The sequence below is a fragment of the Mycolicibacterium fluoranthenivorans genome, from assembly GCF_011758805.1.
GTDB classification, from domain to species: domain Bacteria; phylum Actinomycetota; class Actinomycetes; order Mycobacteriales; family Mycobacteriaceae; genus Mycobacterium; species Mycobacterium fluoranthenivorans.
Map to the genome: position 1 here is coordinate 185,931 of NZ_JAANOW010000004.1, position 25,198 is coordinate 211,128.

21 protein-coding genes are annotated in these 25,198 nt (G+C 67.6%); 7 read left to right on the top strand and 14 right to left on the bottom strand.

The features are described from left to right. Position 1: 1 nt before the first annotated feature. The gene (locus tag FHU31_RS27405; protein WP_167163978.1) at positions 2 to 997 is read left to right on the top strand and encodes an ESX-1 system-associated protein; all 996 of its coding nucleotides are present in this window, start codon (positions 2 to 4) and stop codon (positions 995 to 997) included. 502 nt (positions 998 to 1,499) lie between these two features. Here FHU31_RS27405 and FHU31_RS27410 read toward each other — a convergent pair. Both FHU31_RS27410 and dapE read right to left on the bottom strand, forming a co-directional pair. Beyond that, positions 1,500 to 3,047: an ABC-F family ATP-binding cassette domain-containing protein gene (locus FHU31_RS27410; RefSeq protein ID WP_167163980.1), complete on the bottom strand. Its 1,548-nt coding sequence runs from the start codon at positions 3,045 to 3,047 to the stop codon at positions 1,500 to 1,502. Between the two features lie 79 nt (positions 3,048 to 3,126). Continuing rightward, complete coding sequence (gene dapE / locus FHU31_RS27415; protein WP_167163982.1) at positions 3,127 to 4,194, bottom strand: succinyl-diaminopimelate desuccinylase; 1,068 nt, start codon at positions 4,192 to 4,194, stop codon at positions 3,127 to 3,129. A gap of 34 nt (positions 4,195 to 4,228) precedes the next feature. On the opposite strand from dapE, the gene dapD reads away from it, so the two are divergent. Beyond that, complete coding sequence (dapD, locus tag FHU31_RS27420) at positions 4,229 to 5,173, top strand: 2,3,4,5-tetrahydropyridine-2,6-dicarboxylate N-succinyltransferase (RefSeq protein WP_167163984.1); 945 nt, start codon at positions 4,229 to 4,231, stop codon at positions 5,171 to 5,173. 90 nt (positions 5,174 to 5,263) lie between these two features. Here dapD and FHU31_RS27425 read toward each other — a convergent pair whose 3' ends face one another. Genes FHU31_RS27425 through FHU31_RS27435 form a run of 3 tightly spaced genes read right to left on the bottom strand, consistent with a single transcriptional unit; the run spans position 5,264 to position 8,297 of the window. After that, positions 5,264 to 6,508, bottom strand: a complete 1,245-nt coding sequence (locus tag FHU31_RS27425) for a glycoside hydrolase family 27 protein (protein WP_167163986.1) — start codon at positions 6,506 to 6,508, stop codon at positions 5,264 to 5,266. A gap of 44 nt (positions 6,509 to 6,552) precedes the next feature. Then, entirely contained in the window at positions 6,553 to 6,900 is a 348-nt protein-coding gene (locus FHU31_RS27430; RefSeq protein ID WP_167163988.1) for a VOC family protein, read from the bottom strand. Beyond that, positions 6,897 to 8,297 carry an acyl-CoA synthetase gene (locus FHU31_RS27435; protein ID WP_167163990.1) on the bottom strand — a complete coding sequence of 467 codons (1,401 nt, stop codon included), beginning with the start codon at positions 8,295 to 8,297 and terminating at the stop codon, positions 6,897 to 6,899. The genes FHU31_RS27430 and FHU31_RS27435 overlap by 4 nt, the downstream gene beginning before the upstream one ends. A 74-nt stretch (positions 8,298 to 8,371) precedes the next feature. On the opposite strand from FHU31_RS27435, the gene FHU31_RS27440 reads away from it, so the two are divergent. Further along, positions 8,372 to 8,866 (top strand): NUDIX domain-containing protein, encoded by a 495-nt coding sequence (locus FHU31_RS27440; RefSeq protein WP_208411533.1) that lies wholly within the window; start codon positions 8,372 to 8,374, stop codon positions 8,864 to 8,866. Positions 8,867 to 8,868: 2 nt separating this feature from the next. Here FHU31_RS27440 and FHU31_RS31920 read toward each other — a convergent pair whose 3' ends face one another. From FHU31_RS31920 to FHU31_RS27455, 3 genes are all read right to left on the bottom strand, one after another. Further along, positions 8,869 to 10,179, bottom strand: coding sequence for a hypothetical protein (locus FHU31_RS31920; protein ID WP_167163994.1), 1,311 nt, complete (start codon positions 10,177 to 10,179; stop codon positions 8,869 to 8,871). A gap of 19 nt (positions 10,180 to 10,198) precedes the next feature. Next, positions 10,199 to 10,852 carry a class I SAM-dependent methyltransferase gene (locus tag FHU31_RS27450; RefSeq protein ID WP_167163996.1) on the bottom strand — a complete coding sequence of 218 codons (654 nt, stop codon included), beginning with the start codon at positions 10,850 to 10,852 and terminating at the stop codon, positions 10,199 to 10,201. A gap of 79 nt (positions 10,853 to 10,931) precedes the next feature. Beyond that, entirely contained in the window at positions 10,932 to 11,960 is a 1,029-nt protein-coding gene (locus tag FHU31_RS27455) for an alpha/beta fold hydrolase (protein WP_167163998.1), read from the bottom strand. Positions 11,961 to 12,097: 137 nt separating this feature from the next. Between FHU31_RS27455 and FHU31_RS27460 the strand changes: the two genes are divergently transcribed. Beyond that, positions 12,098 to 12,592, top strand: a complete 495-nt coding sequence (locus tag FHU31_RS27460) for an Rv2253 family sensor-like surface protein (protein ID WP_167164000.1) — start codon at positions 12,098 to 12,100, stop codon at positions 12,590 to 12,592. Here the strand turns inward: FHU31_RS27460 and FHU31_RS27465 are convergent. Further along, positions 12,589 to 16,020, bottom strand: coding sequence for a bifunctional proline dehydrogenase/L-glutamate gamma-semialdehyde dehydrogenase (locus tag FHU31_RS27465; protein ID WP_167164002.1), 3,432 nt, complete (start codon positions 16,018 to 16,020; stop codon positions 12,589 to 12,591). The two genes, FHU31_RS27460 and FHU31_RS27465, sit on opposite strands and share 4 nt — an antisense overlap. Positions 16,021 to 16,092: 72 nt before the next feature. Here FHU31_RS27465 and FHU31_RS27470 point away from each other — a divergent pair, with 72 nt between their 5' ends. Continuing rightward, on the top strand, positions 16,093 to 17,016 hold the full coding sequence (locus FHU31_RS27470) for a LysR family transcriptional regulator (RefSeq protein ID WP_167164004.1): 924 nt from the start codon (positions 16,093 to 16,095) through the stop codon (positions 17,014 to 17,016). 56 nt (positions 17,017 to 17,072) lie between these two features. On the opposite strand, the gene dapC is transcribed toward FHU31_RS27470, so the two are convergent. After that, positions 17,073 to 18,209, bottom strand: a complete 1,137-nt coding sequence (dapC, locus tag FHU31_RS27475) for a succinyldiaminopimelate transaminase (RefSeq protein WP_167164006.1) — start codon at positions 18,207 to 18,209, stop codon at positions 17,073 to 17,075. Continuing rightward, positions 18,206 to 18,526, bottom strand: a complete 321-nt coding sequence (gene fdxA, locus FHU31_RS27480) for a ferredoxin (protein ID WP_090363523.1) — start codon at positions 18,524 to 18,526, stop codon at positions 18,206 to 18,208. The genes dapC and fdxA overlap by 4 nt, the downstream gene beginning before the upstream one ends. Positions 18,527 to 18,769: 243 nt before the next feature. On the opposite strand from fdxA, the gene FHU31_RS27485 reads away from it, so the two are divergent. Then, positions 18,770 to 19,327 carry a PadR family transcriptional regulator gene (locus tag FHU31_RS27485; protein ID WP_167164008.1) on the top strand — a complete coding sequence of 186 codons (558 nt, stop codon included), beginning with the start codon at positions 18,770 to 18,772 and terminating at the stop codon, positions 19,325 to 19,327. Beyond that, positions 19,285 to 21,342 (top strand): NADPH-dependent 2,4-dienoyl-CoA reductase, encoded by a 2,058-nt coding sequence (locus FHU31_RS27490; RefSeq protein WP_167164010.1) that lies wholly within the window; start codon positions 19,285 to 19,287, stop codon positions 21,340 to 21,342. Before FHU31_RS27485 ends, FHU31_RS27490 begins: the two co-directional genes overlap by 43 nt. Before the next feature lie 61 nt (positions 21,343 to 21,403). On the opposite strand, the gene FHU31_RS27495 is transcribed toward FHU31_RS27490, so the two are convergent. The 3 genes from FHU31_RS27495 to FHU31_RS27505 all read right to left on the bottom strand — a co-directional run bounded on the left by FHU31_RS27495 (position 21,404) and on the right by FHU31_RS27505 (position 25,145). Beyond that, positions 21,404 to 21,952 (bottom strand): YceI family protein, encoded by a 549-nt coding sequence (locus tag FHU31_RS27495; RefSeq protein WP_167164012.1) that lies wholly within the window; start codon positions 21,950 to 21,952, stop codon positions 21,404 to 21,406. Positions 21,953 to 22,043: 91 nt separating this feature from the next. Beyond that, complete coding sequence (locus FHU31_RS27500; protein WP_167164014.1) at positions 22,044 to 22,490, bottom strand: DUF2231 domain-containing protein; 447 nt, start codon at positions 22,488 to 22,490, stop codon at positions 22,044 to 22,046. Positions 22,491 to 22,574: 84 nt separating this feature from the next. Then, positions 22,575 to 25,145: a bifunctional FO biosynthesis protein CofGH gene (locus tag FHU31_RS27505; RefSeq protein ID WP_167164015.1), complete on the bottom strand. Its 2,571-nt coding sequence runs from the start codon at positions 25,143 to 25,145 to the stop codon at positions 22,575 to 22,577. Positions 25,146 to 25,198 lie beyond the last annotated feature (53 nt).

Genomic DNA, 25,198 nt, shown 5'->3' on the forward strand with positions numbered 1-25,198 from the left:
CATGGCGAAATGGATCATCGGCGCTGTAGCCCTGGTCGCGGTCATCGCGGTGACCGCCGTCGTCGCCGTGTCCTGCACAAAGAGCAGCGGCGGGTCTGACAAGCCAACCGCCGCGCCCACGACGAGCGGTGCACCGGCATCAGATTTCGCGAGTGCGAATGACACCGGGCCGGTGTCGGTGATCACCGAGGATCCGTCGTGTGCGCCGTGGATGCCGATTCTGAACACGCTCGCAGACGCGGAAGCCAACGGATGGAAAGAGAGGGATCCGTCAATCCCGGCTACTGTCTGGAGTCAAGACGTTCGCACCCAATACCTTGCGGTCGCAGATGCAATGCGCAGCGCTGCAGAACAAACCGCACCCCTAATGAAGGTAACGACGCATCGCGTTATGCGCGAACTCTATGAGCAGTTCATTGCATATGCTGAGGCGTACGCGGATCATGTACCCGTATACACGGCGCCAGACAATCAGCTAGCCCTAACTGCGGTAGGTGCAGCCGAGGTTCTTAGTCATATCTGCCAGGCCATTACGTACGGATCAGCCGCAGCGCGCGCGCCGCTGGTGGAACCCGCACAACCTCCCACATCCGTTTCGCCGCTGGGCAATTCAAATAGGCCAGTGCGATTTTTGACGACCCCGAACTTGGTGTGTTCGGATCTCAGACAAGCGGTCGACGCGTTCAACGCAACACCCGAAGTAGCTGCATGGAAAGGGACAGATGCCAACATTCCCGCGAGCCAGTGGACACCCGAGCTTCGAGCTTCTGCCACAGCCCTAAAGCCCGTACTCGAGAGCTTTGCTGAAAAGTTGAACGAACTTGGTCGCCAAAGTTCTAACAGCGCACTTGAAGACTTCTCCACGCTCGCCGCCCAGTACATGCGCGCATACGTACTGAGCTTTCCGACGTTCACTAGACCAGATGAAAATCTCTACGACACATCCAGATTGACAGCGCCGATGATAGTCAGTGCTTGCGCCGCTGCTGGTGGTTAAGCATGGATATTGAAAAACCGACAGGCCCATACGCCAGCCGTCTCCTCGACCCCGATGGCTGGCCCAACTGCCAGCCAAGATGCACTGTATGGCAGCGGGACTGAATGCACTAACAAGCTCCAACAGCTGACAATCGGCGCAGCTAAACCCTGGGCTCACGAGAGTAGCGACACGTTCACGGGCGGGACTTGGACCGGAGGTGCAGCGAATGCTGCCAGTGGCAAAGCAAAGGACTGCTCAGATCAGTTCATCAAGCAGCAAGACTATCTTGTCCGGCCGTGACTCAGTACAACCACGTAGCCAGGATGGTCACACTAGCAACAAACACAGTTATTGCCAGTGTTTATACCTCAACGCCTTTGCGCTCTACGCACACACTCAGCCGACCTCGCGCTCCACCGCGCCCATAATGCCGCCGAAACCACGGACCAACAAGCAGCCAATGCCGAACGGCTCTACTTGCTACACCAGTACGACCTACTCACCGAAGCCCAGGCTGACGTCACCGCGAAGGCGTAAGCGTCCCAGCTTCCAACACCAATCTCCGCTGCAGCGCGATATTGTCCAGGAACCGCCCGTCGTGGCTGACCACGACGAAAGCACCGCGGTAGGCGTTCAACGCGGACTCCAATTGCCCGACGCTGACCAGGTCGAGGTTGTTGGTCGGTTCATCGAGCAGCAGAAGCTGCGGCGCAGGTTCGGCGAACAGTACGCACGCCAGTGTTGCCCGCAATCGTTCGCCCCCGGACAGTACGCTCACCGGCAGATCCACCATGTCACCGCGGAACAGGAACTGCGCCAAGAGATGACGCCGTCGCGTCACCGACATCGCCGGCGCAAAGGCCGTCAACGACTCCAAGACCGTCGACGACGGATCCAGCAGATCCAAGCGCTGCGACAAATAGGCGACCGGCACCTGGGCGCCCGCCACCACCAACCTCAGCAGCATCGATTTCCCCGATCCGTTCGGGCCCGTCAGCGCAATCCGCTCGGGACCACGGATATCCAACGACACCCCGTCAAAGACCGCAGATCGTAACCCGAACTCCGAGAACAGCACCCGACCGGCAGGCACCTCCGTAGCGGGCAGATCCAGCGCCAGCACATCGTCGTCACGCACCGCCCGCTCAGCCTCATCCAGCCGTGACCGCGCACCGTCCACCCGTCGACTGTGTACATCGTCCGAACGCCCCGCCGACTCTTCAGCACTGCGTTTCCGTTTTCCGGCAAGGATTTTCGGCAAACCCGCATCCTTGGTGTTGCGCGCGGCGTTCGAGGCTCGCCGGTCTGCGCGCTCGCGCGCCTCCTGCATCTGGCGTTTCTCCCGCTTAAGCAGCTGCTCGGCGTTGCGCAGATTGCCCTCGGCCACCCGCTGCGCGTCAGCGACGGCCGACTCGTAGGCAGTGAATCCGCCGCCGAACATCGACACCTCACCGGCGCGCAACTCGGCGATCGCGTCCATCCGGTCCAACAGCTCACGATCATGACTGACGACGACCAGCGCGCCACCGAACCCGTCCAACGAAGAGTAAAGCCGTTGTCGTGCTGAGGAATCCAGGTTGTTGGTCGGCTCGTCGAGCAGCAGCACGTCCGGGCGCTTCAACAGTTGGGCAGCCAGCCCGAGCGATACCACCTGTCCACCCGACAGCGTGCTCAGCGGGCGGTCCAGTTCGAGATCCCCCACCTGTGCCCGCAACCGTTCCTCGATATCCCAGTCGTCGCCGATCGCGGCGAATACCGCCTCGCTCGCATCGCCGGCGGCCAAGGCATCGAGTGCCGCCAGAATCGCGGTGACGCCCAGGACATCGGCCACCGAATGATCGGCCAGGAACGGCAACTCCTGGGGCAGGTAGCCCACCACACCATCGACGGCAACAGAGCCCGAGGTGGGCGGCAATACCCCCGCGATCAGACGCAGCAGCGTGCTCTTACCAGCGCCGTTGGGGGCAACCAGCCCAGTGCGGCCTTCACCGACCGAGAAGGACAGATCGGTGAACACCGGGGCGTCATCGGGCCAGCCGAACGAAAGATGAGAACAGACAATTGACATGCGCGAACTCCAAAGATGACGGCAAGGGACTACCTGGGTGTCATCGATTCACAGCACGAAAGTCATAGTACCCAGCCGATCAAGCGGTTAAATATGCCCGCAATGTCTCGGTGGTCGCGGTGATGGCCGCGATGTTGACATGCTCGTCGACCTTGTGCGCCAGGTTCGGGTCGCCCGGACCGTAGTTGACGGCCGCTATTCCCAGCGCGGCGAACCGCGACACGTCCGTCCAGCCGTACTTGGCCCGGACCTGACCGCCGGCAGCCGCCACCAGCGACGCCGCCGCCGGATTGGCCAAGCCGGGCAACGCGCCGGCCGCTGCATCGGTAACCTCCAGCGCCACGTCCAGCCCGTCGAACACCTCACGGACGTGTGTGACCGCCTGCTCGATGCTGCGATCCGGCGCAAACCGGAAGTTCACCGTCACCGACGCCGCGTCGGGTATGACGTTGCCCGCGATCCCGCCACCGATGCGCACCGCCGACAGCCCCTCCCGGTAGACGCAACCGTCGATGTCGACACTGCGAGCCTGATACGCCCGCAGCCGCTCCAGCACCGCGCCGAGCTTGTGAATAGCGTTGTCTCCAAACCAGGAGCGGGCACTGTGCGCGCGTGTGCCCGTCGCGCTGACCACAACACGGATGGTGCCCTGGCAGCCGGCTTCGATGAATCCGCCCGACGGTTCACCCAGGATCGCGACGTCGGCGGCCAGCCAGTCGGGCAGTTCACGTTCGATACGGCCCAGTCCGTTCGCGCTGGACTCGATCTCCTCGCAGTCGTACATGACCAAGGTGATGTCGTGGCTGGGCTCGCTGAGGGTCGCGGCCAGATGGAGAAATACCGCATCGCCGGACTTCATGTCCGAGGTCCCACAGCCGTACATCAGGCCGTCGACGACGCGGCTGGGCAGGTTGTCGGCGGCAGGCACGGTATCGATGTGCCCGGCCAGCATGACCCGCGACGGCCGCCCCAGATGGGTCCGCGCCAGCACCGCGTCACCATTGCGAATGACCTCGAACCACGGCGCCTGAGCGCGCAAGGCGGCCTCGATCTCGTCGGCGATGCGCTGCTCATGGCGCGACTCGCTGGGAATGTCCACCAGTGCGGCGGTCAGCGCGATCGGATCAGCACGAAGATCTAGGCTCACAAGGCTCGAGGCTAGTCCAGTAACCTAGGCCAACGTGACTGCTGCATCTGGCTTCGGCCTGGCCACCATCGCCGCCGACGGAACCGTTCTGGACACCTGGTTTCCCGCTCCCGAACTGACTGGTGACGGGGCATCCGGGACGACGAGACTGTCGGTCGCCGAGCTCACCGACAACCTGGCCGATCTCACCGGGCCGGACACCGACCGTGATGTCGAGGTCGTTGCGGTGCGCACCACGATCGCCTCGCTGGATGACGCACCCGTCGACACGTACGACGCGTACCTGCGGCTGCACCTGCTCTCCCATCGGCTGACCAAGCCGCATGAGGCCAACCTCGACGGCATCTTCGGGCTGCTCACCAATGTGGTGTGGACGAACTTCGGCCCGGCTTCGGTCGACGGCTTCGAACTGGTTCGCGCCAAGCTGCGCCGCCGCGGCGCCGTGACGGTGTACGGCGTCGACAAGTTCCCGCGGATGGTCGACTACGTGCTACCCAAGGGTGTCCGCATCGCCGACGCCGACCGGGTCCGGCTCGGAGCGCACCTGGCCGAGGGCACCACGGTCATGCACGAGGGCTTCGTGAACTTCAATGCGGGCACATTGGGCACCTCGATGGTCGAGGGCCGTATCTCCGCCGGTGTCGTCGTCGGCGACGGGTCCGACGTCGGTGGTGGCGCGTCGATCATGGGCACGCTGTCCGGTGGCGGCAAGGAAGTCATCTCGGTGGGCAAGCGCTGCCTGCTGGGTGCGAATGCCGGGCTGGGTATCTCACTGGGCGACGACAGCGTCATCGAGGCCGGGCTGTACATCACCGCGGGAACCAAGGTCACCACGGCGGACGGCCAGACGGTCAAGGCCAAGGACCTCTCCGGCGGCAGCAACCTGCTGTTCCGCCGCAACTCGCTCTCGGGTGCGGTCGAGGTCGTCAAGCGCGACGGCACCGGCATCACGTTGAACGAGGCGTTGCACGCCAACTAGCTTGGGGCCCGCCGCTCGCCGTTTTCTACCGCAGGGTCGTCGAATCCCGTCGAGCACAACCCTCAGGCAGAAAACGGCGGCCACCACTGGCTAGCACCCCGGGCTCACCCGCAGCAGCGCCACCCCATGTCTCGGCACCGACGCCGAGAGATCGCCGTCGGTCGTAGCGTCGTTGTGCCGCCACAGATCTCGCACGGTATGACACGTGCCGTCCGCTAGCCCGATCGCGCTCAGCGAAGCGTGCAGGGTGACGGTGTCGCCGGACTGGTTGAACAGCCCGACCGCGACAGCGCCACCGCTGAGCGGTTTGACCAGCACTCGCGGATCACCCGCTAGCGGATGCCCCTGTACGACAAGCGGATCCTGGTCGACGGCGATCACCTCGCGGTTGGTCAAGATGGCGGCCGTCCGCGGCGACATCGAACGAATATCATTGCCCGCCAACAATGGTGCCGCCAACAGCGCCCACAGCGAGAAATGGGTCTGCTGCTCGTCATCGGTCAGATCGGCACGCTGCGGCCCGAGCGCCATGGTCGGATGCCCGACCACGAACTCATTCCAGCCCAAACCGATCACCATCATGTCCGGATCGTTGATGTGCGACGGCCCGCTGGGCGAGGCGGCCGCGCCGGCTTCGGTGAACGCCTGATCCACACCGGCCAGCCCCGATGACCACAGCGCGGCATCGCCCCATGCCGGAACCAGATCGACAGCGTTCCGGGTGACATCGGAGACATGTGACCAGTCGTACTCCATGCCCGCACGCGGATTACCCGAGCTGTTCGGGTTGATGCTGTAGACGATGTTCCGCCCGGTGGCATGGAGCGCGTCGCGCATGGCCGTGAAGTACGCGACCTGATCGTCATGCCCGGCGGCCAGCCGGCACCAGTCGTACTTCAGATAGTCCACACCCCAGTCGGCGAATGTCTGAGCATCGGCGTGCTCATGGCCCGCCCCGCCGATCCGCGGATCCTGTCCGCAGCCCTGGTTGAACGGGCTGTGATAGATACCGAGCAGCATCCCGCGGTCGTGGACGTAGCGCGCCAGCGCGGCGATCCCGTGCGGAAACCGGTCCGGGTCGGGCTGCAGGTGACCGTCGCTGTCACGGGTCGGCGCGGCCCAGCCGGCGTCGAGGTTGACGTAGCGGTACCCGGCGTCGCGCATCCCGGAGGACACCATGGCGTCGACGATCTGGTGCACACTCTGCTCGGTCAGCTCGATCCCGGAATTCCAGGAATTCCACCCCATCGGCGGAGTGAGCGACTTCGGCGGTGGGGCCGACGCGCACCCGGCGAGCACCAGGGCACAGGTCGCCAACCAGGCCAGTGCACGCATCGGGCCATGGTGGCAGCCCAGCCTGGGAGCCGGATGTGCAGAGGCTATTCGGCAGCCAGGATGCAGAACTCGTTGCCTTCCGGGTCGGCCAGCACCACCCAGCTCTGCTCGCCCTGTCCGATGTCGACATGGCGGGCGCCGAGTTCGAGAAGTCGTTCGACTTCGGCGTCCTGATCCTCCGGGGTGAAGTCCAGGTGCAGCCGGTTCTTCACCGATTTGTCTTCGGGCACGGCCAGGAACAGCCAGATCGGCCCGGCTCCGGGTGGCGGGGTCAGCACCACGTCACCGTCGGCGTCGGTGTGGTGCGGCCAATCCAGCACCCGCGACCACCACGCACCCAGCGCTTCGGGGTCGCGCGCATCGATGCAGATCTCGGAGAACCTGAGGGTCATGTCATCAGCTCCTTCTTGAGTACCTTGCCCATCGCGTTGCGGGGCAGCGCGTCGACCACACGGACCTCACGCGGGCGTTTGTGCACCGAGAGTTGCTGTGCCACAAAGTCGATCACCTCGTCCGCGACGACGGACCCGACCACGAAGGCCACGATCCGCTGACCCAGGTCGTCATCGGGCACCCCGACCACGGCCACCTCGGCCACACCCGGGTACCCGAGTAGCACCGTTTCAATCTCGCCGGCACCGACCCGGAAACCGCCCGTCTTGATCAAGTCGACCGATTCCCGCCCGACGATGCGGTGCATCCCCCCGGCATCGATCACCGCGACATCCCCGGTGCGGTACCAGCCGTCGGCGTCGAACGCCTCCGCGGTCGCGTCGGGCCGGTTGAGATAGCCGCTGAACACGGTGGGGCTCTTGATCTGCAGGTTCCCGATGGTTTCGCCGTCGTGCGGCACCGGCGCACCGTCCTCATCGACCAACCGCGTCTGCACGCCCGGCAAGGGCAGCCCCACCCAGCCGGGCCGGCGTTCCCCGTCGACCACGGTGCTGATGGTGATCAACGATTCGGTGCTGCCGTACCGCTCGACCGGCGCGTGTCCGGTGAGCCGCACCAGTTCGTCGAACACGGGCACCGGCAGCGGCGCACTACCCGACACCAGCAGCCGGGCCGACGCCAACACGCGCGCCGACGCCTCGTCTCCGACCACCCGCGACCACACCGTGGGCACCCCGAAGTACATCGAGCCGCCGGCCTCTGCATACGCCTGGGGAGTGGGTTTTCCGGTGTGCACAAATCGGTTTCCGATGCGCAGCGAACCGAGCAGCCCCAGCACCAGACCGTGCACGTGGAACAACGGCAGCCCGTGCACCAGGGTGTCCTCGGCGGTCCACTGCCAGGCCGCGGCGAGAGCGTCGATATCGGCGGCGATGGCCCGGCGGCTGATCAGCACACCTTTGGGCAGCCCGGTGGTACCGGAGGTGTACATGATCATCGCGGGCGAATCCGGCGACGGTTCGGCGTAGCGGTGCCAGGACCGTGCGTGGAGCCGGACCGGAATATGCGGCAGCCCTTCGGCTTCGGCGGGTTGCTCCCCCAACCACGCCTGAGCGCCGGAGTCGGCGAGGATATGCGTGCGTTCGGTGGCGCCGACATCGGCGGGCACGGGCACGAACGGCACACCGGCGATGAGACAGCCGGTGACCGCCAGCACGGTGGGGACGGTCGGAGTGGCCAGGATGGCGACGCGCCGCGCGACGGATACCCGTTCGGCGACCGAGGTGGCCGCCCCCACGAGGTCACTGCGGCTCAGCGCCACACCGTCGATGCGCACCGCGTCGGCGAGGTCATGTCCGGCGGCCACGGCGGCGGGGTCCAGGGAAGTCAACAACACGCTGGTGAGGCTACTCTGGGCCGGTGGACCCGATCGAAAGACTGGCCAGTCGTGAGGTGTACCGCAACAACTGGATGGTGGTCCGGGAGGACGATATCCGCCGCCCCGACGGCACCCTCGGCATCTACGGTGTGATCGACAAGCCGACGTATGCGCTGGTGATCGCGCACGACGGTGACCGCTACCGCATGGTGGAGCAGTATCGCTACCCAATCCGGTTGCGGCGCTGGGAATTTGTCCAGGGCACCGCACCGGGCAGTCTCAGCGGTGACGAGCCGGAGCCCGCCGAGCTGGCCGCGCAGGAACTGCGGGAAGAGACCGGTCTGCGTGCCACATCGTGGCAGGTCCTGGGCCAACTCGACGTCGCGCCCGGGATGAGCAGCCAGCGCGGCTGGGCGTACCTGGCCACCGGCATCACCGAAGGCGACCACGAGCGCGAGCATGAAGAGCAGGACATGCACAGCGAGTGGTTCACCGCCGGGCAGATCGATCAGATGATCCGCGACGGCGTGGTCACCGACGCACAGACCCTGGCGGCGTGGCTGCTACTGAAGCTGCGCCGCGAGTAGGGCTACGGCCGCCGACCGCCACCCGCACCGCCGGCGCCGCCATCTCCACCGGCCCCGCCGTTGGGCGGATTGGGAGTCCGGCCCGTCTCGCCTGGCCGGTGCGCGCCCGACCCGCCGTTGCCCCCGAAGCCGCCACCCCCGCCCGGCCCGGAAGTGCTCGACCCACCTTTGCCACCGGAGCCCCCGGTGCCGCCGGTGACGCCGCCGGCACCGGCGTGCCCGCCATTGCCGCCCCCACCACCGATACCGGCGGTGACCCCGCCACCGGCACCGCCGGATCCGCCTGCGCCACCGGCGAGTCCGCCGCGTCCACCGTTGCCGCCATTGCCGCCCAGGCCGCCGTGAACGGTGGTGCTGCTTCCGCCGAAGCCACCCTGTCCGCCGGCGCCACCGTTGCCGCGGGTACCGGCGTCGCCACCCGCTCCGCCCTGGCCGCCATTGAGACCCTGGCCGCTTCCGGCATTCCCGCCGGCGCCGCCGCGCCCGCCGTCGCCGGCCACCGCTCCGGCGTTGCCGCCGCCACCGCCCTGGCCACCGGCGCCGTTCGCGCCCCCGTTACCCCCGGCACCACCATGGCCGCCGCTGTGGACCAGTCCGCCGTTGCCACCGGCACCGCCGGCGCCGCCGTTGCTGTTGATGCCCCGGCCGGCGTCGCCCCCGTTACCTCCCGTGCTGCCGAACAGGCCGGCGTCACCACCGGCGCCGCCGTCGCCACCGTTGCTGCCGATCGACCCCGTGCCACCGATGCCGCCGTTTCCGCCGCCCCCACCGAACAGGCCGCCATGTCCCCCGTCGCCACCCCTGCCGCCGCCGAGTGCGCCGGTTCCGCCGTCACCGCCGCTGCCGGCCAGCAGACCGCCCCGTCCACCGTTGCCGGCGTTGATGCCCATGCTGGTACCGTCGCCGCCGCGCCCGCCGTTTCCGAACAGCCCGGCGTTACCCCCGCGACCGCTGTTCGCCCCGTTGCCGCCATTGCCGGCGAACCATCCGCCGCTGCCGCCATTGCATTGCGTACCGCAGGTGGCCGGGTCCGGGCTGTAACCGTTGCCGAACAGCAGGCCGCCGTTGGGGTGGGAGGCAGTGCCGTTGCCGATGAGCACCAGGTGGGGGCCCGCAATGGCGACAGTCGCCTGCTCACCCGCCCCGCCCGGGCAGCCCGACGCTCCCGGAACGCATACCGAAGCAGCGCTTTCCGGCTCGGCTTGGGCGACTGCCGCGTTGGTCGCGGCCAACAGGTAGCCGGACCCGATGATCGCTGCGCCGGCGATCCCACCTCGCAGATACGGTGATACCGACTTGCGGTGTCTGGCCATGGAATTCCCTCCTGAAGTGTTATTTGGTGGCCCGGCCGACGGCGAGCGGATGGACGATCGCGGGCATCCCGCTCCACACGGCATCGTCGGCGTCGACGGTGAATCCGGCGGCCCGCATCAACTCGACGGTGGGCCGGTTGCAGACACAACCGCCGGCGAAGCTGCGCCAGGACCGCGCAAAGACGTTCTGGCACAACGCCAACGGCCACCAACCCGACCGGATGTGCTCGATGAACAGCAATTGTCCGCCCGGGCGTAGCACGCGCGCGATCTCGCGGAGGGCTCGCTCCGGCTGTTCGACGGTGCACAGGACCAGCGTCGCCACCACCGTGTCCACGGACTCGCCGGCGAACGGCAGACGCTCGGCGGAGGCACCGGAGATGACCGCCTGACGGCCGTTGCGATCAAGGCGCCGAACGAGTTTGCGGCGCATCCCAGGTTCCGGTTCGGTGAGCACGAGCTCGTCGAGCGCATCGGGATAGTGCGCGACGTTCAGTCCGGTGCCCGCGCCGATTTCGAGGACGCGCCCGTAGGCCTGGGCCAGCAAGGTGCGCCGGCGGCGCCGCATCCCGACGATCTCACCGGCCCAGAGAAACGGGTCATACAACACGGACATGATGCGCAGCCACAACGAGTGCGCCGGGCGCGAGTCAACACAGATGAGCTCGGTCATATGGCGAAATCTACGAGCGCACGCGCCGCGCACGCATCGCGCTATCCGGCCATCTTTCGGCGATGGCCGGTTCCGGCCATTACAGCAGCCCGAGCCGAGCAGCCTCGGCGACGGCGGCCGTGCGCGACGGGCTACCGAGTTTGCGGCGGATGTTCGCGACGTGGCGGTGCACGGTGTGCGGGCTGAGCCGCAGCTGCTCGGCAATCTCGCGGTCACCGAGACCGCGGGCCACCCAGTCGAGCACCTCGCGCTCACGACCGGACAGCAGCACCGGCCCGTCCACCTTGTGTGCCGGTAGCGGTTGGGGCGCGAGCGCACGGCGGCAGGCGCGGATCACCGAATCGATGTCGCCGATCCATGGGAAGTGTGAATCACCTTGCAATGGCATGAATTCCGCACCGTCGATCGCGGCCGCGACCGCACGCCCGAGCTGATACGGCACGGCACGGTCATCGCGGCGGTGCACGACCGTCGTCGGCACCCGGATGAGCGGAAGCCGGGCGCGGACGTCGAGGCTGTAGACCAGACGCAGCAGGGCCGCGGCGGTCTCCGCGCTGGCAGACTCACGCTGCACCTGGGCGAAACGTGCGTGTTCTGCCGCGTCGGCGCCACCGAGGAAGATATCGCTGAGCACGCGTGAGCCCAGGCCCCAATGCGCACCGACGGCCGTGACGATCGCGTCCGCCACCCCGGGCGGGGTCAGCACGTCCCCCTGGGGGTAGGAGCCGTACAACACCAGCCGTTGCACCCGTTCCGGATAAGCCGCGGCGAACGCCACCGCGGTGCAACTGCCCGAGGAGCCGCCCAGCAGTGACACGCGGTCGAACCCGAGTTCGTCGAGAAGTGCACGCACGACCTCGACCTCAGCCTCGAGGGTGAGATCGGCCTCGTGCACGGCGCGGTCGGACATGCCGGCGCCGAGCCGGTCGTAGCGGACCAGGGTGAAGTCCTCGGCGACGCCCTCCCAGAATTGCCGCACGCCAGGGTGTTGCCAGTCGAGTTCGAGGTGACTGACCCACCATGCCGGGGCGACCAGAGGCGGCCCGCTCCCGCGGAGCTCGTACGCCACGCGCCGGGCGCCCCGCGGCAGGAAGCGGATCGCAGACATCGACCTGAGCGTACGACGGCCACCGCCGCATCACGATGCGATCACTAATTGACGCCGACGCGCTGTGGGATCGCTGAGTTGTCGGTGCCCACCCCTACCGTGAGCTCGTCGGAGCTTGAGAGAAACAGGAAGCGGAGATGACTGTCCGTCGCGTGTGCATCGCGGTGACGCTCGCCCTGGTGGCATGTCTGTGTTCGGTTCCGATGGCGGCGGCCGCCGGTCAGCCGTTGAACGGCCGCTATCAAGTGGTCAGCTACGCCTCGCAGAAGAACGGCACCAGCCTCGCGGCACGGCAGGCCGAGCCGGACTTCGGCGCGGTCTACACCTTCTCGACGGCCTGCGGCAGCGTGTGCGTGGCGACCGTCATCGACGGCCCGGCTCCGTCGAATCCGACCATCCCGCAACCCCAGCGATACACCTGGGACGGCACGAAGTGGACGTTCAGCTACGACTGGCAGTGGGAGTGTTTCCGCGGCGACGCATATCCCCGCGTCTACAGCCCGGCCACCTCCTGGGTGACCTACACCCCGCAACCCGACGGCTCGCTGCGCGGCAATTGGTACACCGACATCCTCAGTGACGCCTGCCGGGGCAACGTGCTGATGCCGGTGGCCGCGTTCCCCGCGCCTTAGTCCCGGAACAGCCCCTGCGCGAGCGGGGTCGGCGAGCCGAACCGGTGGGCGGTGACCGCGACCGCCTGCTCGCGCAGGAACGTCAGCAGCTCGATCCGTCCGGCTTCGACCACGGGTTGGGCGTAGAGCGCGATATCGACCCTGCCGTCGCTGGCGCGGGCGAACTCCCCGCGACGTCCGCCGAGCAGCCGGACACGGGCAGGAGCGTTGTCGCGCAGCACATTCGACCACGCCACCGCATCGTGTACACGGCAGGTGACGCCCGCCCCCTCGAGGGCCTCGGCGATCGCGGGGTCCAGTGGTGTCGGTGTCGAGACGGTCACCGCACTGCCGGCCAGAATTCCTGCGCCGACCACCCGCATCAGGGCAGCGGTGTCCTCGTCCTCCGCGCGCACCGTCACGGGCAGCGGCAGATACCGGAACACGTTCGTTTCCGCCATCAGGCCCGATACGTCGCGAGCGACACCGAACTCCTGGGCCCAGGCCAGCGCATCCGAGGCGAAGGATCGGCCCAGGACGTCGAGCTCGTCGGGTTCCAGCGCGAAATGCTGTGCCGCATCCAGAATCCGACGGACCGCCGGACTGATCTCGCCGGCCCGCGCCGCCGGCGCGGACCGCCAGTCGCACAGCCCGAACAGGTAGTTCGGGCCGCCGGCCTTGGCCCCGGCACCGACCGCGGATTTCTTCCACCCCCCGAAGGGTTGACGGCGCACGATCGCGCCGACGGTGGACCGGTTCACGTAGGCGTTTCCGGCCTGGACCCGGTCGATCCAGTGTTCGACCTCGGCACGGTCCAGACTGTGCAGTCCTGCCGTCAGTCCGTAGTCGACCTCGTTCTGGATCGCGATCGCGTCGTCCAGGTCGTCGGCCGCGATGAGCCCGAGCACCGGGCCGAAGTACTCGGTGAGGTGGAACTCCGAGCCGCGCCGAACACCGGTCTTGACCCCCGGAGACCACAGCCGTCCGGTGTCGTCGAGCCGGCGAGGCGCCACCAGCCACTGCTCCCCCGGCCCCAACTCTGTCAGCGCGCGCAGGAGTTTCCCCGCCGCGGGCTCGATGATCGGGCCCATCTGCACGGTCGGGTCGCTCGGGTAACCCACCTTCAGCGACGAGACGGCGTCGACGAGCTGATCACGGAACCGCGCGGACCGGGCCACCGAGCCGACCAGGATGCCCAGCGAGGCCGCCGAACACTTCTGGCCGGCGTGCCCGAAGGCCGAGGACACCAGGTCTTTCACCGCCAGGTCGAGATCGGCGTGCGGGGTGATCACGATGGCGTTCTTCCCGCTGGTCTCGGCCAGCAGGGGCAGGTCGGGCCGGAACCTTCGGAACAGGGCGGCCGTCTCGAAGGCGCCGGTGAGGATCACTCGACCCACTCGGTCGTCGGAGACCAGCCGTGTTCCGAGGTCACGCTCGTCGACGTGCACCAGTTGCAGGACATCGGCGGGCACGCCGGCTTCCCAGAGCGCCTGCACCATCACGGATCCGCACCGGCGGGCCTGGGTGGCGGGTTTGATGATCACCGGGCTGCCCGCGGCCAGCGCCGCCAGGACCGAGCCGGCGGGAATCGCGACCGGGAAGTTCCACGGCGGCGTGACCACGGTCAGCCCGACCGGTACCGCGACGGCGCCGTCGACGGTGTCGAGCTGCTCAGCCAGCGTGGCGTAGTAGTTCGCGAAGTCAATCGCCTCGGAGACCTCGGGGTCGCCCTGGTCGAGGGTCTTTCCGCATTCGGCGGCCATCACTTCCAGCAGGACCGCCCGAGAGGATTCCAAGGTCCCGGCCGCACGTCGCAGGATGGCGGCACGCTCGGCACCCGAGCGCGCCGACCAGCCGGCGCCTGCGGCGACACCGCCGGCGATCACGGCATCGAGTGACGCGGCGCTGCGGACGGTGTGTTCGGCGACGAGTGCCGTGCCTGCCGACGACTGCGCGATCCGATCCGTGATCGCCCGTCCCCAGAGGCGATTGCCGGGCAGCGCCGGGTCGGTGTCGGCGACGTTGGCGAACGAACCGGCCGGATTCACCGCGGCGCACGGATCGTCGACGCGGCGGTCCTGTCGACGGTTCGGCAGGGGCACCGCGTCGTCGAGTCCCACCAACGACGCCAGGAAGCGATCCCGCTCCCGCTCGAACAACGCACTGTCGCTGTGCAATTCGAACACGGCGGACATGAAGTTCTGCTGACTTGCACCCTCTTCCAGACGCCGCACAAGGTAGGCGATCGCGACGTCGAAGTCCTTCGGATGCACCACCGGGACGTAGAGCAGCAGGTTGCCGACGGTGCGCCGGACCACCTCGGCCTGCGCCTCGGCCATGCCGAGGAGCATTTCGAACTCGACCCGGTCGCGGACGCCGCGCCGCCCCGCCAGCGTCCACGCATAGGCGATGTCGAACAGATTGTGACCGGCGACGCCGAGTCGCACATTGGCGGCACGGTCGGGGTGCAGTGCGTAGTCCAGCACCCGTTTGTAGTTGGTGTCGGTGTCCTGCTTGGTCGACCAGGTCGCCAACGGCCAGTCGTGCAGCGATGCTTCGACCTGTTCCATCGGCAGGTTGGCGCCCTTGACCAGACGGACTTTGATCCCGGCACCTCCGCGCGCTCTACGCGCACGGGCCCAATCCTGAAGGCGGATCATCGCACTCAGGGCATCGGGCAGATAGGCCTGCAGCACGATCCCGGCCTCCAGATCGAGCATCTCGGTGCGGTCGAGAAGGCGGGTGAACACCGCGATGGTCAGATCCAGATCGCGGTACTCCTCCATGTCGAGGTTGATGAACTTCTTGGCCGGCGAAGCGGCCGCATAGCTGAACAGTGGGAGCAGGCTCTGCTCGATATGGTCGACCGCCTCGTTGAACGCCCACGGTGAATGCGGCGGTACGGTCGCCGACACCTTGATCGATACGTAGTCGACATCCGGGCGTGCGAGGAGTTGCTCGGTGCCCGCCAGCCGCCGCGCGGCTTCCCGCTGACCCAACACGGCCTCGCCCAGCAGATTGATGTTCAACGCGACGCCGCGCTCCCGGATACGCGCGATGGCACGGCCGAGACGCGCGTCGGTCGCGTCGACGAGGAGGTGGCCGACCATCCTGCGCAGGGCTTTCTGCGCGACCGGAATGACGACACCGGGCGCGATCACCGAGACCAGCGCACCGAGTTTGACCAGCAGGCGCAGGTGCCACGGCAGGAAGCCGGGCGCGTTGCGGGCGAGGTCCCGCAGGTTCGCCGCCGCAACCCGGTTGTCTTCGGGCCGGATGACGCGGTCGACGAATCCGACGGTGAAGTCCAGGCCGCCGGGGTCGCGCAGCACATCGGCCAGGCGACGCGCGGCGGGCGCGACGGGTTGTCCCGCGGCGTCGTCAAGCCAGCTCCGGACCTGGGCCACGACATCGGTCAGCAGATTTTCTTCGCTGCTCAGCTGTGCCATACGCCCATCATGAGCGCACCAGACATTTAAAATAAAGCGATGTTTTCTGACACGAAACTTTAAGTAGAACTGATGTATCAACGACCGGATCTCCTCGACACCCGTCGGCTGCGGTTGCTGTACGAGCTGAGCCTGCGAGGCACGCTGTCCGAGGTGGCCGAGGCCCTGCACCAGAGCCCGTCGTCGGTGTCTCAGGCGCTGAATCAACTGGAGCGCGAAGTCGGTGTCCCGCTCCTGGAGAAGGTCGGCCGGCGGCTGCGGCTCACCCCCGCCGCCGAGGTGCTCGTCGAGCACACCGCCGTCATCTTGGCCCGACTCGAACTGGCCGCCTCCGAGATCGCCGTGCAGAGTGACCAGGCCTCCGGCACCGTCCGGCTGGCCGTCTTCCAATCAGCGGCATCCGCCTTCATGCCTCAGATGCTCACCGAATTGGCCACCCGCCATCCGCGGTTACGCGTCACCATGTCCCAGCGCGAACCCGAGCAGGCCCTCTACGAGACGTGGATGCGTGAGTTCGACCTGGTGATCGCCGAGGAGTACCCGGGACATGCCGCGCGCGTCTATCCCGACCTGCACCGCGAACCGCTGACCACCGATCTGCTCCGCCTGGCGGTGCCACCGACGGGCGACCCGTGGCGGCGCATCACGTCGGTCAAGGACACCGCCGACCTGCCGTGGACCATGGAGCCCGAGGGCACCGCGTCGCGGCACTGGGCCGAACAGCTCTGTCGGCAAGCCGGTTTCGAGCCCGACATCCGATTCGAGACCGACGACCTCGAAGCGCAGATCGCCCTCATCGAGAACGGGAACGCGGTGGCGATCCTGCCGGACCTCATGCGGGTGCGCCGCCGACCGGACGTCCGCGTCGTGGACGTGGATCCGCGACGCCGTTCGGTCTTCACCGCGACGAGGACCGCCCTCAGCAATACGCCGGCCATCGTGGCGTGCCGCAAGGCGCTGGCCTCGGTGGTGCCTGAGCACCTCGACGTGACCTGAGGGCGCTCAGCTCAAGCGCTGCACCGCAGCTCTAGCTCAATCGCTGCACCGCAGCTCTAGCTCAATCGCTGCACCGCAGCGGCGATTCGTTCGTCGGTGGCGGTCAGCGCGATGCGCACATGCTGGGCACCGGCGGGGCCGTAGAACTCCCCGGGCGCGGCCAGGATGCCACGCTGGGCCAGCCAGCCCACCGTCTCGCGGCACGGTTCGCCGCGGGTGGCCCACAGGTACAGGCCCGCCTCGGAATGGTCGATGGTGAAGCCGGCCTTGCGGACCGCCGTCGCCAGTAGTTCGCGACGCCGGGCGTACCGCTCGCGTTGTTCGGCCGCGTGTGCGTCGTCGTCCAGCGCGGCCACCATCGCCGCCTGCACCGGCGTCGGGACGATCATCCCGGCGTGTTTGCGGACCTCGAGGAGTTCGGCCACCAGGGCGGGATCGCCGGCGACGAAGCCGGCGCGGTATCCGGCCAGCGAGGAGGTCTTGGACAACGAGTGCACCGCCAGCAGGCCCGTGTGGTCGCCGTCGCACACCGACGGGTGCAGCACACTCACCGGAGCCGCTCGGCCGGCGACATCGGAGCCAGCTTCGGCGTCCCAGGCCAGGCCCAGATAGCACTCGTCGGAGGCGACGATCGCGCCGCGTTCGCGCGCCCAGCTCACCACCTTGCGCAGGTGATCGACCCCAAGCACCCGCCCGGTGGGGTTGCTCGGCGAGTTGAGGTAGACCAGGGCCGGATTCAGCGGGCCCAGCTGGGTCAGCGAATCAGCGGCCAGCACCTGGGCACCCGCCAGCCGGGCACCCACGTCGTACGTGGGGTAGGCGAGCTCGGGGATGACCACCGTGTCGGTGCCGCCGAGCCCCAGCAGGGTCGGCAGCCAGGCGATCAGTTCCTTGGTGCCGATGACGGGGAGCACGGCGGACTCGGCCAGGCCGGTGACGCCGTAGCGGCGAAGCAAAGCCTCGACGGCGGAGGCGCGCAAAGTGGCGGTGCCGGCGGTGGCCGGGTAGCCCGGCGATGCGCTGGCCGCGGCCAGCGCATCGCGAATCACCGGCGCGACATCGTCCACGGGAGTCCCGACGGAGAGGTCGACGATCCCGTCAGGGTGCGCCCGTGCGGTTGCCGCAGCGTCGGCCAGGGTGTCCCAGGGGAACACCGGCAGCGCCGCGGACTTGGGCGAACGGGCCGCGCTCACTCGCCCTTGGGCTCGAGGTCCTTGATGACCTGCGGATCATTGTCGGTCTGGCCGACCTTCGACGCACCGCCGGGCGAACCCAGTTCGGCGAAGAAATCCGCGTTGCTCTGGGTGTAGCCGCCCCACTGGTCCGGTACGTCGTCTTCGTAGTAGATCGCCTCGACCGGGCACACCGGCTCGCAGGCGCCGCAGTCGACGCACTCGTCGGGGTGGATGTACAACATGCGGGCACCCTCGTAGATGCAGTCGACAGGGCACTCCTCGATGCATGCCTTGTCTTTGACGTCAACGCAGGGCTCGGCAATGACGTACGTCACTGATGTCTCTCCTGTCCAGTGGGCTGCTGGTCGGGTTTGTCTGTTGGGACTCTACGAGTCTGCGGCAAGTATGCGGTGCCGACACCTGCACGCGCCTCTAAGTGTGTCCTAACTTCCCGCTAGGTCGCGGTGGTTACTGACACTAGCCGTTGCAGATACCCACGACTAGACACCACACGGCCCAAGTGTCACGTCATTGCAACTTGTTGCATAGGACCGCCGGTACCGCATACGCTGCGTCCCGTGGCCCTGCAACACGCGATCCTGGTGGCGCTGTGCGAGCAGGCTGGATCCGGCTACGAACTGGCCCGCCGCTTCGATCGCTCAATCGGGCATTTCTGGGCTGCCACTCATCAGCAGATCTACCGGACCCTGCGGGGCATGGAAGGCGACGGCTGGTTGTCCGTACAAATCGTCGAGCAGCACGGCCGGCCGGACAAGAAGGTCTATTCGGTATCGGCCGACGGCCACGCCGAACTCCGACGCTGGATCGCCGCACCACTGTCCGGGCGCGGCGGCACGGTGGCCGACCACCGCACCCGCGATCTGGCCATCAAGATCCGCGCCGCCGCGTTCGGGGATGTCGGGGCCATCCGGGATCAGGCCGTCGAGTTACGTACCGAGCGCGCCGCACTGCTGGACACCTACCGCGGATACCAGAAACGTCAGTTCCCCGACCCCGCCGCCCTGACCGGGACGGCCCTGCACCAATACCTGGTGTTGCGCGGCGGCATGCGCGCCGAAGAAGGCGCGATCGAATGGCTCACCGAAGTACTCGAGGTGCTGGGAGGCGCTTTGTGAACTACCCAAACCTGTTGTCACCGTTGGACCTCGGCTTCACCACGCTGCGCAACCGGGTGGTGATGGGCTCGATGCACACCGGCCTGGAGGACCGGGCCCGCGACACCGAGAAGCTGGCCGCGTACTTCGCCGAACGGGCTCGCGGCGGCGTCGGGCTCATCATCACCGGCGGCTACGCGCCCAACCGCACCGGTTGGTTGCTGCCGTTCGCCGCCGAGATGCGCTCCGGTGCCGACACCCGCCGGCACCGCACCATCACCCGCGCGGTGCACGACGAGGGCGCCAAGATCGCCCTGCAGTTACTTCATGCGGGACGCTATGCCTACCATCCTCTTTCGGTCAGCGCCTCGTCGATCAAGGCGCCCATCAATCCGTTTCGCCCGCGCGCCCTGCGCGATGTCTCCGGAACGATCTCCGATTTCGTGCGCGCCGCGCTGCTGGCGCGCGACGCCGGATACGACGGCGTGGAGATCATGGGCAGTGAGGGGTACCTGCTCAATCAGTTCCTCGCCCCGCGGACCAACAAGCGCAAGGACGGCTGGGGCGGCACCGCCGAGAAGCGGCGGCGCTTCCCGGTCGAGATCGTGCGCAGGGTCCGCGAGGCGGTCGGTACCGACTTCATCATCGTCTACCGGATCTCGCTGGCCGACTATGTCGAGGAGGGTCAGACCTGGGATGAAATCGTCGCGCTGGCAACCGAAATCGAGGCGGCGGGCGCGACGCTGCTCAACACCGGTATCGGTTGGCACGAGTCACGGGTACCCACCATCGTCACCTCGGTGCCAAGCGGCGCGTTCGTGGCCACCAGTAGCGCACTGGCCGAGCATGTCCATATTCCGGTGGTCGCGTCCAACCGGATCAACATGCCGCAGGCCGCCGAGCAGATCCTCGCCGACACCCAGGTGCAGTTGATCTCGATGGCCCGTCCCCTGCTGTCCGACCCGGACTGGGTCCGCAAGGCCGCCGAGGACGCGGCCGATCAGATCAACACGTGTATCGCCTGCAACCAGGCCTGCCTGGACCACGCGTTCGTGCACAAAACCGTGTCCTGCCTGCTCAATCCGCGGGCGGGACATGAGACGGTGCTGAACCTCGGTCCCACCCGCAGCGCCCGGTCGGTGGCGGTGGTCGGCGCCGGCCCGGCCGGATTGTCGGCGGCGGTCAGCGCCGCGCAGCGGGGCCACCGGGTGACCCTGTTCGAGTCCGGTTCGGCCATCGGCGGCCAATTCGACTTGGCCAGAAGGATTCCCGGCAAAGAAGAGTTCAACGAGACGCTGCGGTACTACACCCGGATGCTGGAGGTACACGCGGTGGACGTGCGGCTCGGCGTCCGCGCGTCGGTGGACGATCTGACGGCCTTCGACGACGTCGTGCTGGCCACCGGGGTGACGCCGCGGCTACCGGACATCCCGGGCATCGATCACCCGATGGTGTTGTCCTACGCCGAAGCCCTGTCGGGACAACACGTCGGCACACGGGTCGCCGTGATCGGCGCCGGCGGGATCGGGTTCGACGTGAGCGAGTTTCTGGTGAACGAGGAATCACCGACCCTGAATGTCAAAGAATGGAAGGCTGAGTGGGGTGCGCTGGACCCCCAGGATGCGCCGTCGGTCCGCGGCTCTCTGGCCACGCCGATCGTCCTGCCCGCCGCGCGTGAGGTGTATCTGCTGCAGCGCACCACGGGTGCGCAGGGCAAAGGACTCGGTAAGACCTCGGGCTGGGTACATCGGGCGTCCCTCAAAGCCAAAGGCGTACAGCAACTCTCCGGGGTGAACTACGAACGTATCGACGACGACGGGCTGCACATCAGCTTCGGGAAGGACCATTCCGATGCCCGGGTCCTGACCGTCGACAATGTGGTGGTGTGCGCCGGTCAGGAGTCGGTGCGCGACCTCGAGGACCTGTTGCGTGCGCGTGGCGTCGAGCCGTACGTGATCGGTGGTGCGGCCGTCGCCGCCGAACTCGATGCCAAGCGGGCCATCCGGCAGGGCACGGAGCTGGCCGCGCGGCTGTAGCGCGCAGACCGTCCCCGCTCGGGTTCGAGCGGGGACGGTCTGTGTCAGCTACTGCGAAGCCTCAGGCCTGCTTCAGCGCCTCGATCTCGAGGGTGATGGTGACCTTGTCACCGACGACGGCCCCACCGGTCTCCAGCGGCGCGTCGAAGGCGATCCCGAAGTCCTTGCGGTTCAACACCACCGACGCCTCGAAGCCGGCCACGGCACCGTGGCCCATACCCGGGTTCACGCCGTTGAACTCCAGCTTCAGCGACACCGGCTTGGTGACACCCTTGAGGGTGAAGTCACCGTCGAGCACGTAGTCGTCACCGTCGGCCCGCACCGCGGTGGAGGTGAACGTCGCCGTCGGGAACTGCTCGACGTCGAAGAAGTCGGCGGCCTTCAGGTGCGCGTCGCGCTGCTCGTTGCGGGTGTTGACCGAGTTGATGTCGATGGTCGCGGTGACCGACGGGGTGCCGTCCTCGGCGACGACGATCGCGCCGGTGAAGTTGTCGAAGGTGCCGCGCACCTTGCTCACCACCAGGTGGCGCACGGAGAAGTTGACCGAGGAGTGCACGGGATCGAGGGCCCAGGTGCCGGCGGTCAGGTCGGTGGCTACAGCTGCAGTCATTGAGGTCTCCTTGCTTTTGGGGCCGGCCGTCCCGGCACCCTCACCTGATGCAAACGGACTATGGTCCGAATTCATTCCGGGTGCGCAGGAACTACCCCACACCCCACACCGCACGGGCCCCCGAATCCCCGACTTTGATCACCACCGCGATCGCCGCGAGCCCGACCACCACGGCCAGTACCGCCACCACCGCGGCCACCCCGCGACCGTGGCCGGACCACCAGTGCAGCAGCGCCAACAAGGCCGCCACCACCAACAACGCCACCGCCACATAGGGCATCCAGTCCCCGCGTTCGGCATGCTCCTGCAGCACGGCGGCGGGTTGGGGGAACCTGTCGTACATCGCCTCCCCGGCTTCGACGGTCAGCGGCGTCAACGCCGCCGTGACCACGGCCAGTGCCAGCACCAGCCACACCAGTCGTTCCCGTGCGGCCGGCCACAGCGCACAGAGGATCTCCAGCAGCGCCACCAACGGCACCAGTACGACGACGGCATGCACGAACAGTGGGTGGGCGGGAAGTCCGGCGATCGTGTCCATGACCGGAGGATCCCACGCGAGCGTGCGCAAAATGCCACGAATTGCGGCGTGTCACTGTGCAGACACGCACGCTCGCGAGAGGGACTAGGCCGCCATCGGTGCGTAGGTCGTGGTGCGCTGTCGGGCCGGCCGACCGATCCCTTCGGCGATGGCCACCAGTTCCTCGACGGACTTGGCCGAGCCGTTCTCCGAGCCGGCCATTCGGGAGATGGTCTCCTCCATCAACGTGCCACCCAGATCGTTGGCCCCACCCTGCAGCATCACCTGGGTGCGTTCGACGCCCAGCTTCACCCACGAGGTCTGGATGTGCGAGATCCTGCCGTGCAACATGATCCGCGCCAGCGCGTGCACCGCCCGGTTGTCCCGGTGTGTCGGGCCCGGCCGCGCGCCGCCGGCCAGATACAGCGGCGAGGACTGGTGCACGAACGGCAGCGGCACGAACTCGGTGAACCCACCGGTGCGGTCCTGGATACCGCGCAGCACGTTGAGGTGCCCCACCCAGTGCTTGGGCGTGTCCACGTGCCCGTACATCATCGTCGAGCTGGAACGCAGGCCCACCTCGTGCGCGGTGGTCACCACGTCGATCCACTCCGACGTCGGCAGCTTGCCCTTGGTGAGCACCCAGCGCACCTCGTCATCGAGGATCTCGGCGGCGGTGCCCGGGATCGACCCGAGCCCGGCCTCCCGCAACGACGTCAGCCACTCCCGCACCGACAGGCCACTTCTGGTGACGCCGTTGGCGATCTCCATCGGTGAGAAGGCGTGCACATGCATCGACGGCACTCGGGCTTTGACCGCCCGCACCAGATCCGCGTATCCCGTCACCGGCAACTCCGGATCGATACCGCCCTGCATGCACACCTCGGTGGCCCCGGCGACGTGTGCCTCCCAGGCCCGGTCGGCGACCTCCGCACTGGACAGCGAATAGGCGTCGGCGTCGCCCTTGCGCTGCGCGAACGCGCAGAACCGGCAGCCGGTGTAGCAGATGTTGGTGAAGTTGATGTTGCGGTTGACGACGAAGGTGACGTCGTCGCCGACGGCATCGCGGCGCAGCGAATCCGCAAGGGCGGCCACCGCATCCAGCGCCGGGCCGTCCGCGGTGGCCAGGGCCAGGTATTCGTCGTCGCTGCAGCCACCAGGATTGCGTTCGGCCGCACGCAGGGCAGCCAGCACATCGGTGTCGATGCGCTCCGGAGCGCGGGCCGCCAACTCGGACACCTTCTCCCGGATGGACTCCCAGTCCCCGAACGCGCTGCCCAGATCGCTGCGGGTCTCCGTCAGCCGACCTTCGGTGTCGATGGCGGTGTGCAGATCGGTGCGCCCCAACGACTCGGACGCCTCATCGGGTTCCTGCCAGGGCCGGCCCACCGGGTTGACATCGCGCGCCCACCCGGTCTCGGGGTCGGCCAGCGCGTCCACATGCCCGCGCACCCGCGGATCGATCCATGCCGCACCCGCCTGCACGTAGGACGGCTGCGCGGTAAGACGTTGCACCAGTTCATAACCCGCAGCGGCAGTGACCTCGGCCAAGTCCTCCAGGGCCGGCCACGGCCGTTCCGGGTTGACGTGGTCGGGAGTCAAGGGCGACACTCCGCCCCAGTCATCCACTCCGGCACCGACCAGCGCCAGGCATTCGTCGCGGGACACCAGGTTCGGCGGAGCCTGGATGCGCATCTTCGGGCCGAGCACCAGCCGGGTCACGGCGACGGTGGCCAGGAAATCGTCGATCCCGGTATCGGGCACGGAGGCCATCGCGGTGTGGTCCTTGGCCCGGAAGTTCTGCACGATCACTTCCTGAACGTGCCCGAACTCCTTGTGCGAGCGCCGGATCGCGTGCATGGTCTCGGCCCGTTCGGCCAAGGTCTCGCCGATACCGACCAGCAGGCCGGTGGTGAACGGGATGGACAACCGGCCCGCATCGTCGAGGGTGCGCAACCGTACGACGGGGTCCTTGTCGGGGCTGCCGTAATGCGCCAGCCCCTTGGTTTCATACAGCCGCCGCGACGTGGTCTCCAGCATCATGCCCATCGACGGGGCCACCGGCTTGAGCCGGGACAGCTCGGTCCAGCTCATCACCCCCGGATTGAGGTGCGGCAGCAGGCCGGTCTCCTCCAGGACCCGGATGGCCATCGCGCGGACATAATCCAGGGTGGAGTCATAACCGCGTTCGTCGAGCCACTGCTTGGCCTCGTCCCAGCGGGCTTCCGGCCGATCGCCGAGGGTGAAAAGCGCTTCCTTGCAGCCCACCTCTGCACCGCGTCGGGCCACGTCGAGAATCTCGTCGGGCTCCATGAACATCCCTTTGCCCTGGGCGCGTAGCCGGCCGGGCACGGTGACGAAGGTGCAGTAGTGGCAGGTATCGCGGCACAGATGGGTGACCGGGATGAAGACCTTGCGGGAGTAGCTGACCGGTAGTCGCCCCTCGGGGCCGCGCCGGCCCGCCGACTCCAGGCCGGCATCTCGTACCCGCGCGGCACTGGCGCACAGGTCTGCCAGATCGTCGCCTCGGGCGGTCATCGCCACGGCTGCTTCGTCGACATTGAGGGCCACACCGTCGCGGGCACGGCGCAACACACGGCGCAACGCGGACGTACTGGGCTTCGGCGGGATCACCGGACTGGGTAGATCGGAGCCGTGCTGCGGGTTCAGAGCCACTCCCCTGTAACCAGTGCGTCGCCGCGAATCATCCGCGCGTCCCACAATCTGAA

Coding starts and splice junctions, on each gene's coding strand:
- FHU31_RS27405 (WP_167163978.1), top strand. CDS start 2: ATGGCGAAATGGATCATCGGCGCTGTAGCCCTGGTCGCGGTCATCGCG.
- FHU31_RS27410 (WP_167163980.1), bottom strand. CDS start 3,047: ATGTCAATTGTCTGTTCTCATCTTTCGTTCGGCTGGCCCGATGACGCC.
- FHU31_RS27425 (WP_167163986.1), bottom strand. CDS start 6,508: ATGCGTGCACTGGCCTGGTTGGCGACCTGTGCCCTGGTGCTCGCCGGG.
- FHU31_RS27430 (WP_167163988.1), bottom strand. CDS start 6,900: ATGACCCTCAGGTTCTCCGAGATCTGCATCGATGCGCGCGACCCCGAA.
- FHU31_RS27440 (WP_208411533.1), top strand. CDS start 8,372: ATGGTGGTCCGGGAGGACGATATCCGCCGCCCCGACGGCACCCTCGGC.
- FHU31_RS31920 (WP_167163994.1), bottom strand. CDS start 10,179: ATGGCCAGACACCGCAAGTCGGTATCACCGTATCTGCGAGGTGGGATC.
- FHU31_RS27450 (WP_167163996.1), bottom strand. CDS start 10,852: ATGACCGAGCTCATCTGTGTTGACTCGCGCCCGGCGCACTCGTTGTGG.
- FHU31_RS27455 (WP_167163998.1), bottom strand. CDS start 11,960: ATGTCTGCGATCCGCTTCCTGCCGCGGGGCGCCCGGCGCGTGGCGTAC.
- FHU31_RS27460 (WP_167164000.1), top strand. CDS start 12,098: ATGACTGTCCGTCGCGTGTGCATCGCGGTGACGCTCGCCCTGGTGGCA.
- FHU31_RS27465 (WP_167164002.1), bottom strand. CDS start 16,020: ATGGCACAGCTGAGCAGCGAAGAAAATCTGCTGACCGATGTCGTGGCC.
- FHU31_RS27470 (WP_167164004.1), top strand. CDS start 16,093: ATGTATCAACGACCGGATCTCCTCGACACCCGTCGGCTGCGGTTGCTG.
- FHU31_RS27490 (WP_167164010.1), top strand. CDS start 19,285: ATGGCTCACCGAAGTACTCGAGGTGCTGGGAGGCGCTTTGTGAACTAC.
- FHU31_RS27495 (WP_167164012.1), bottom strand. CDS start 21,952: ATGACTGCAGCTGTAGCCACCGACCTGACCGCCGGCACCTGGGCCCTC.
- FHU31_RS27500 (WP_167164014.1), bottom strand. CDS start 22,490: ATGGACACGATCGCCGGACTTCCCGCCCACCCACTGTTCGTGCATGCC.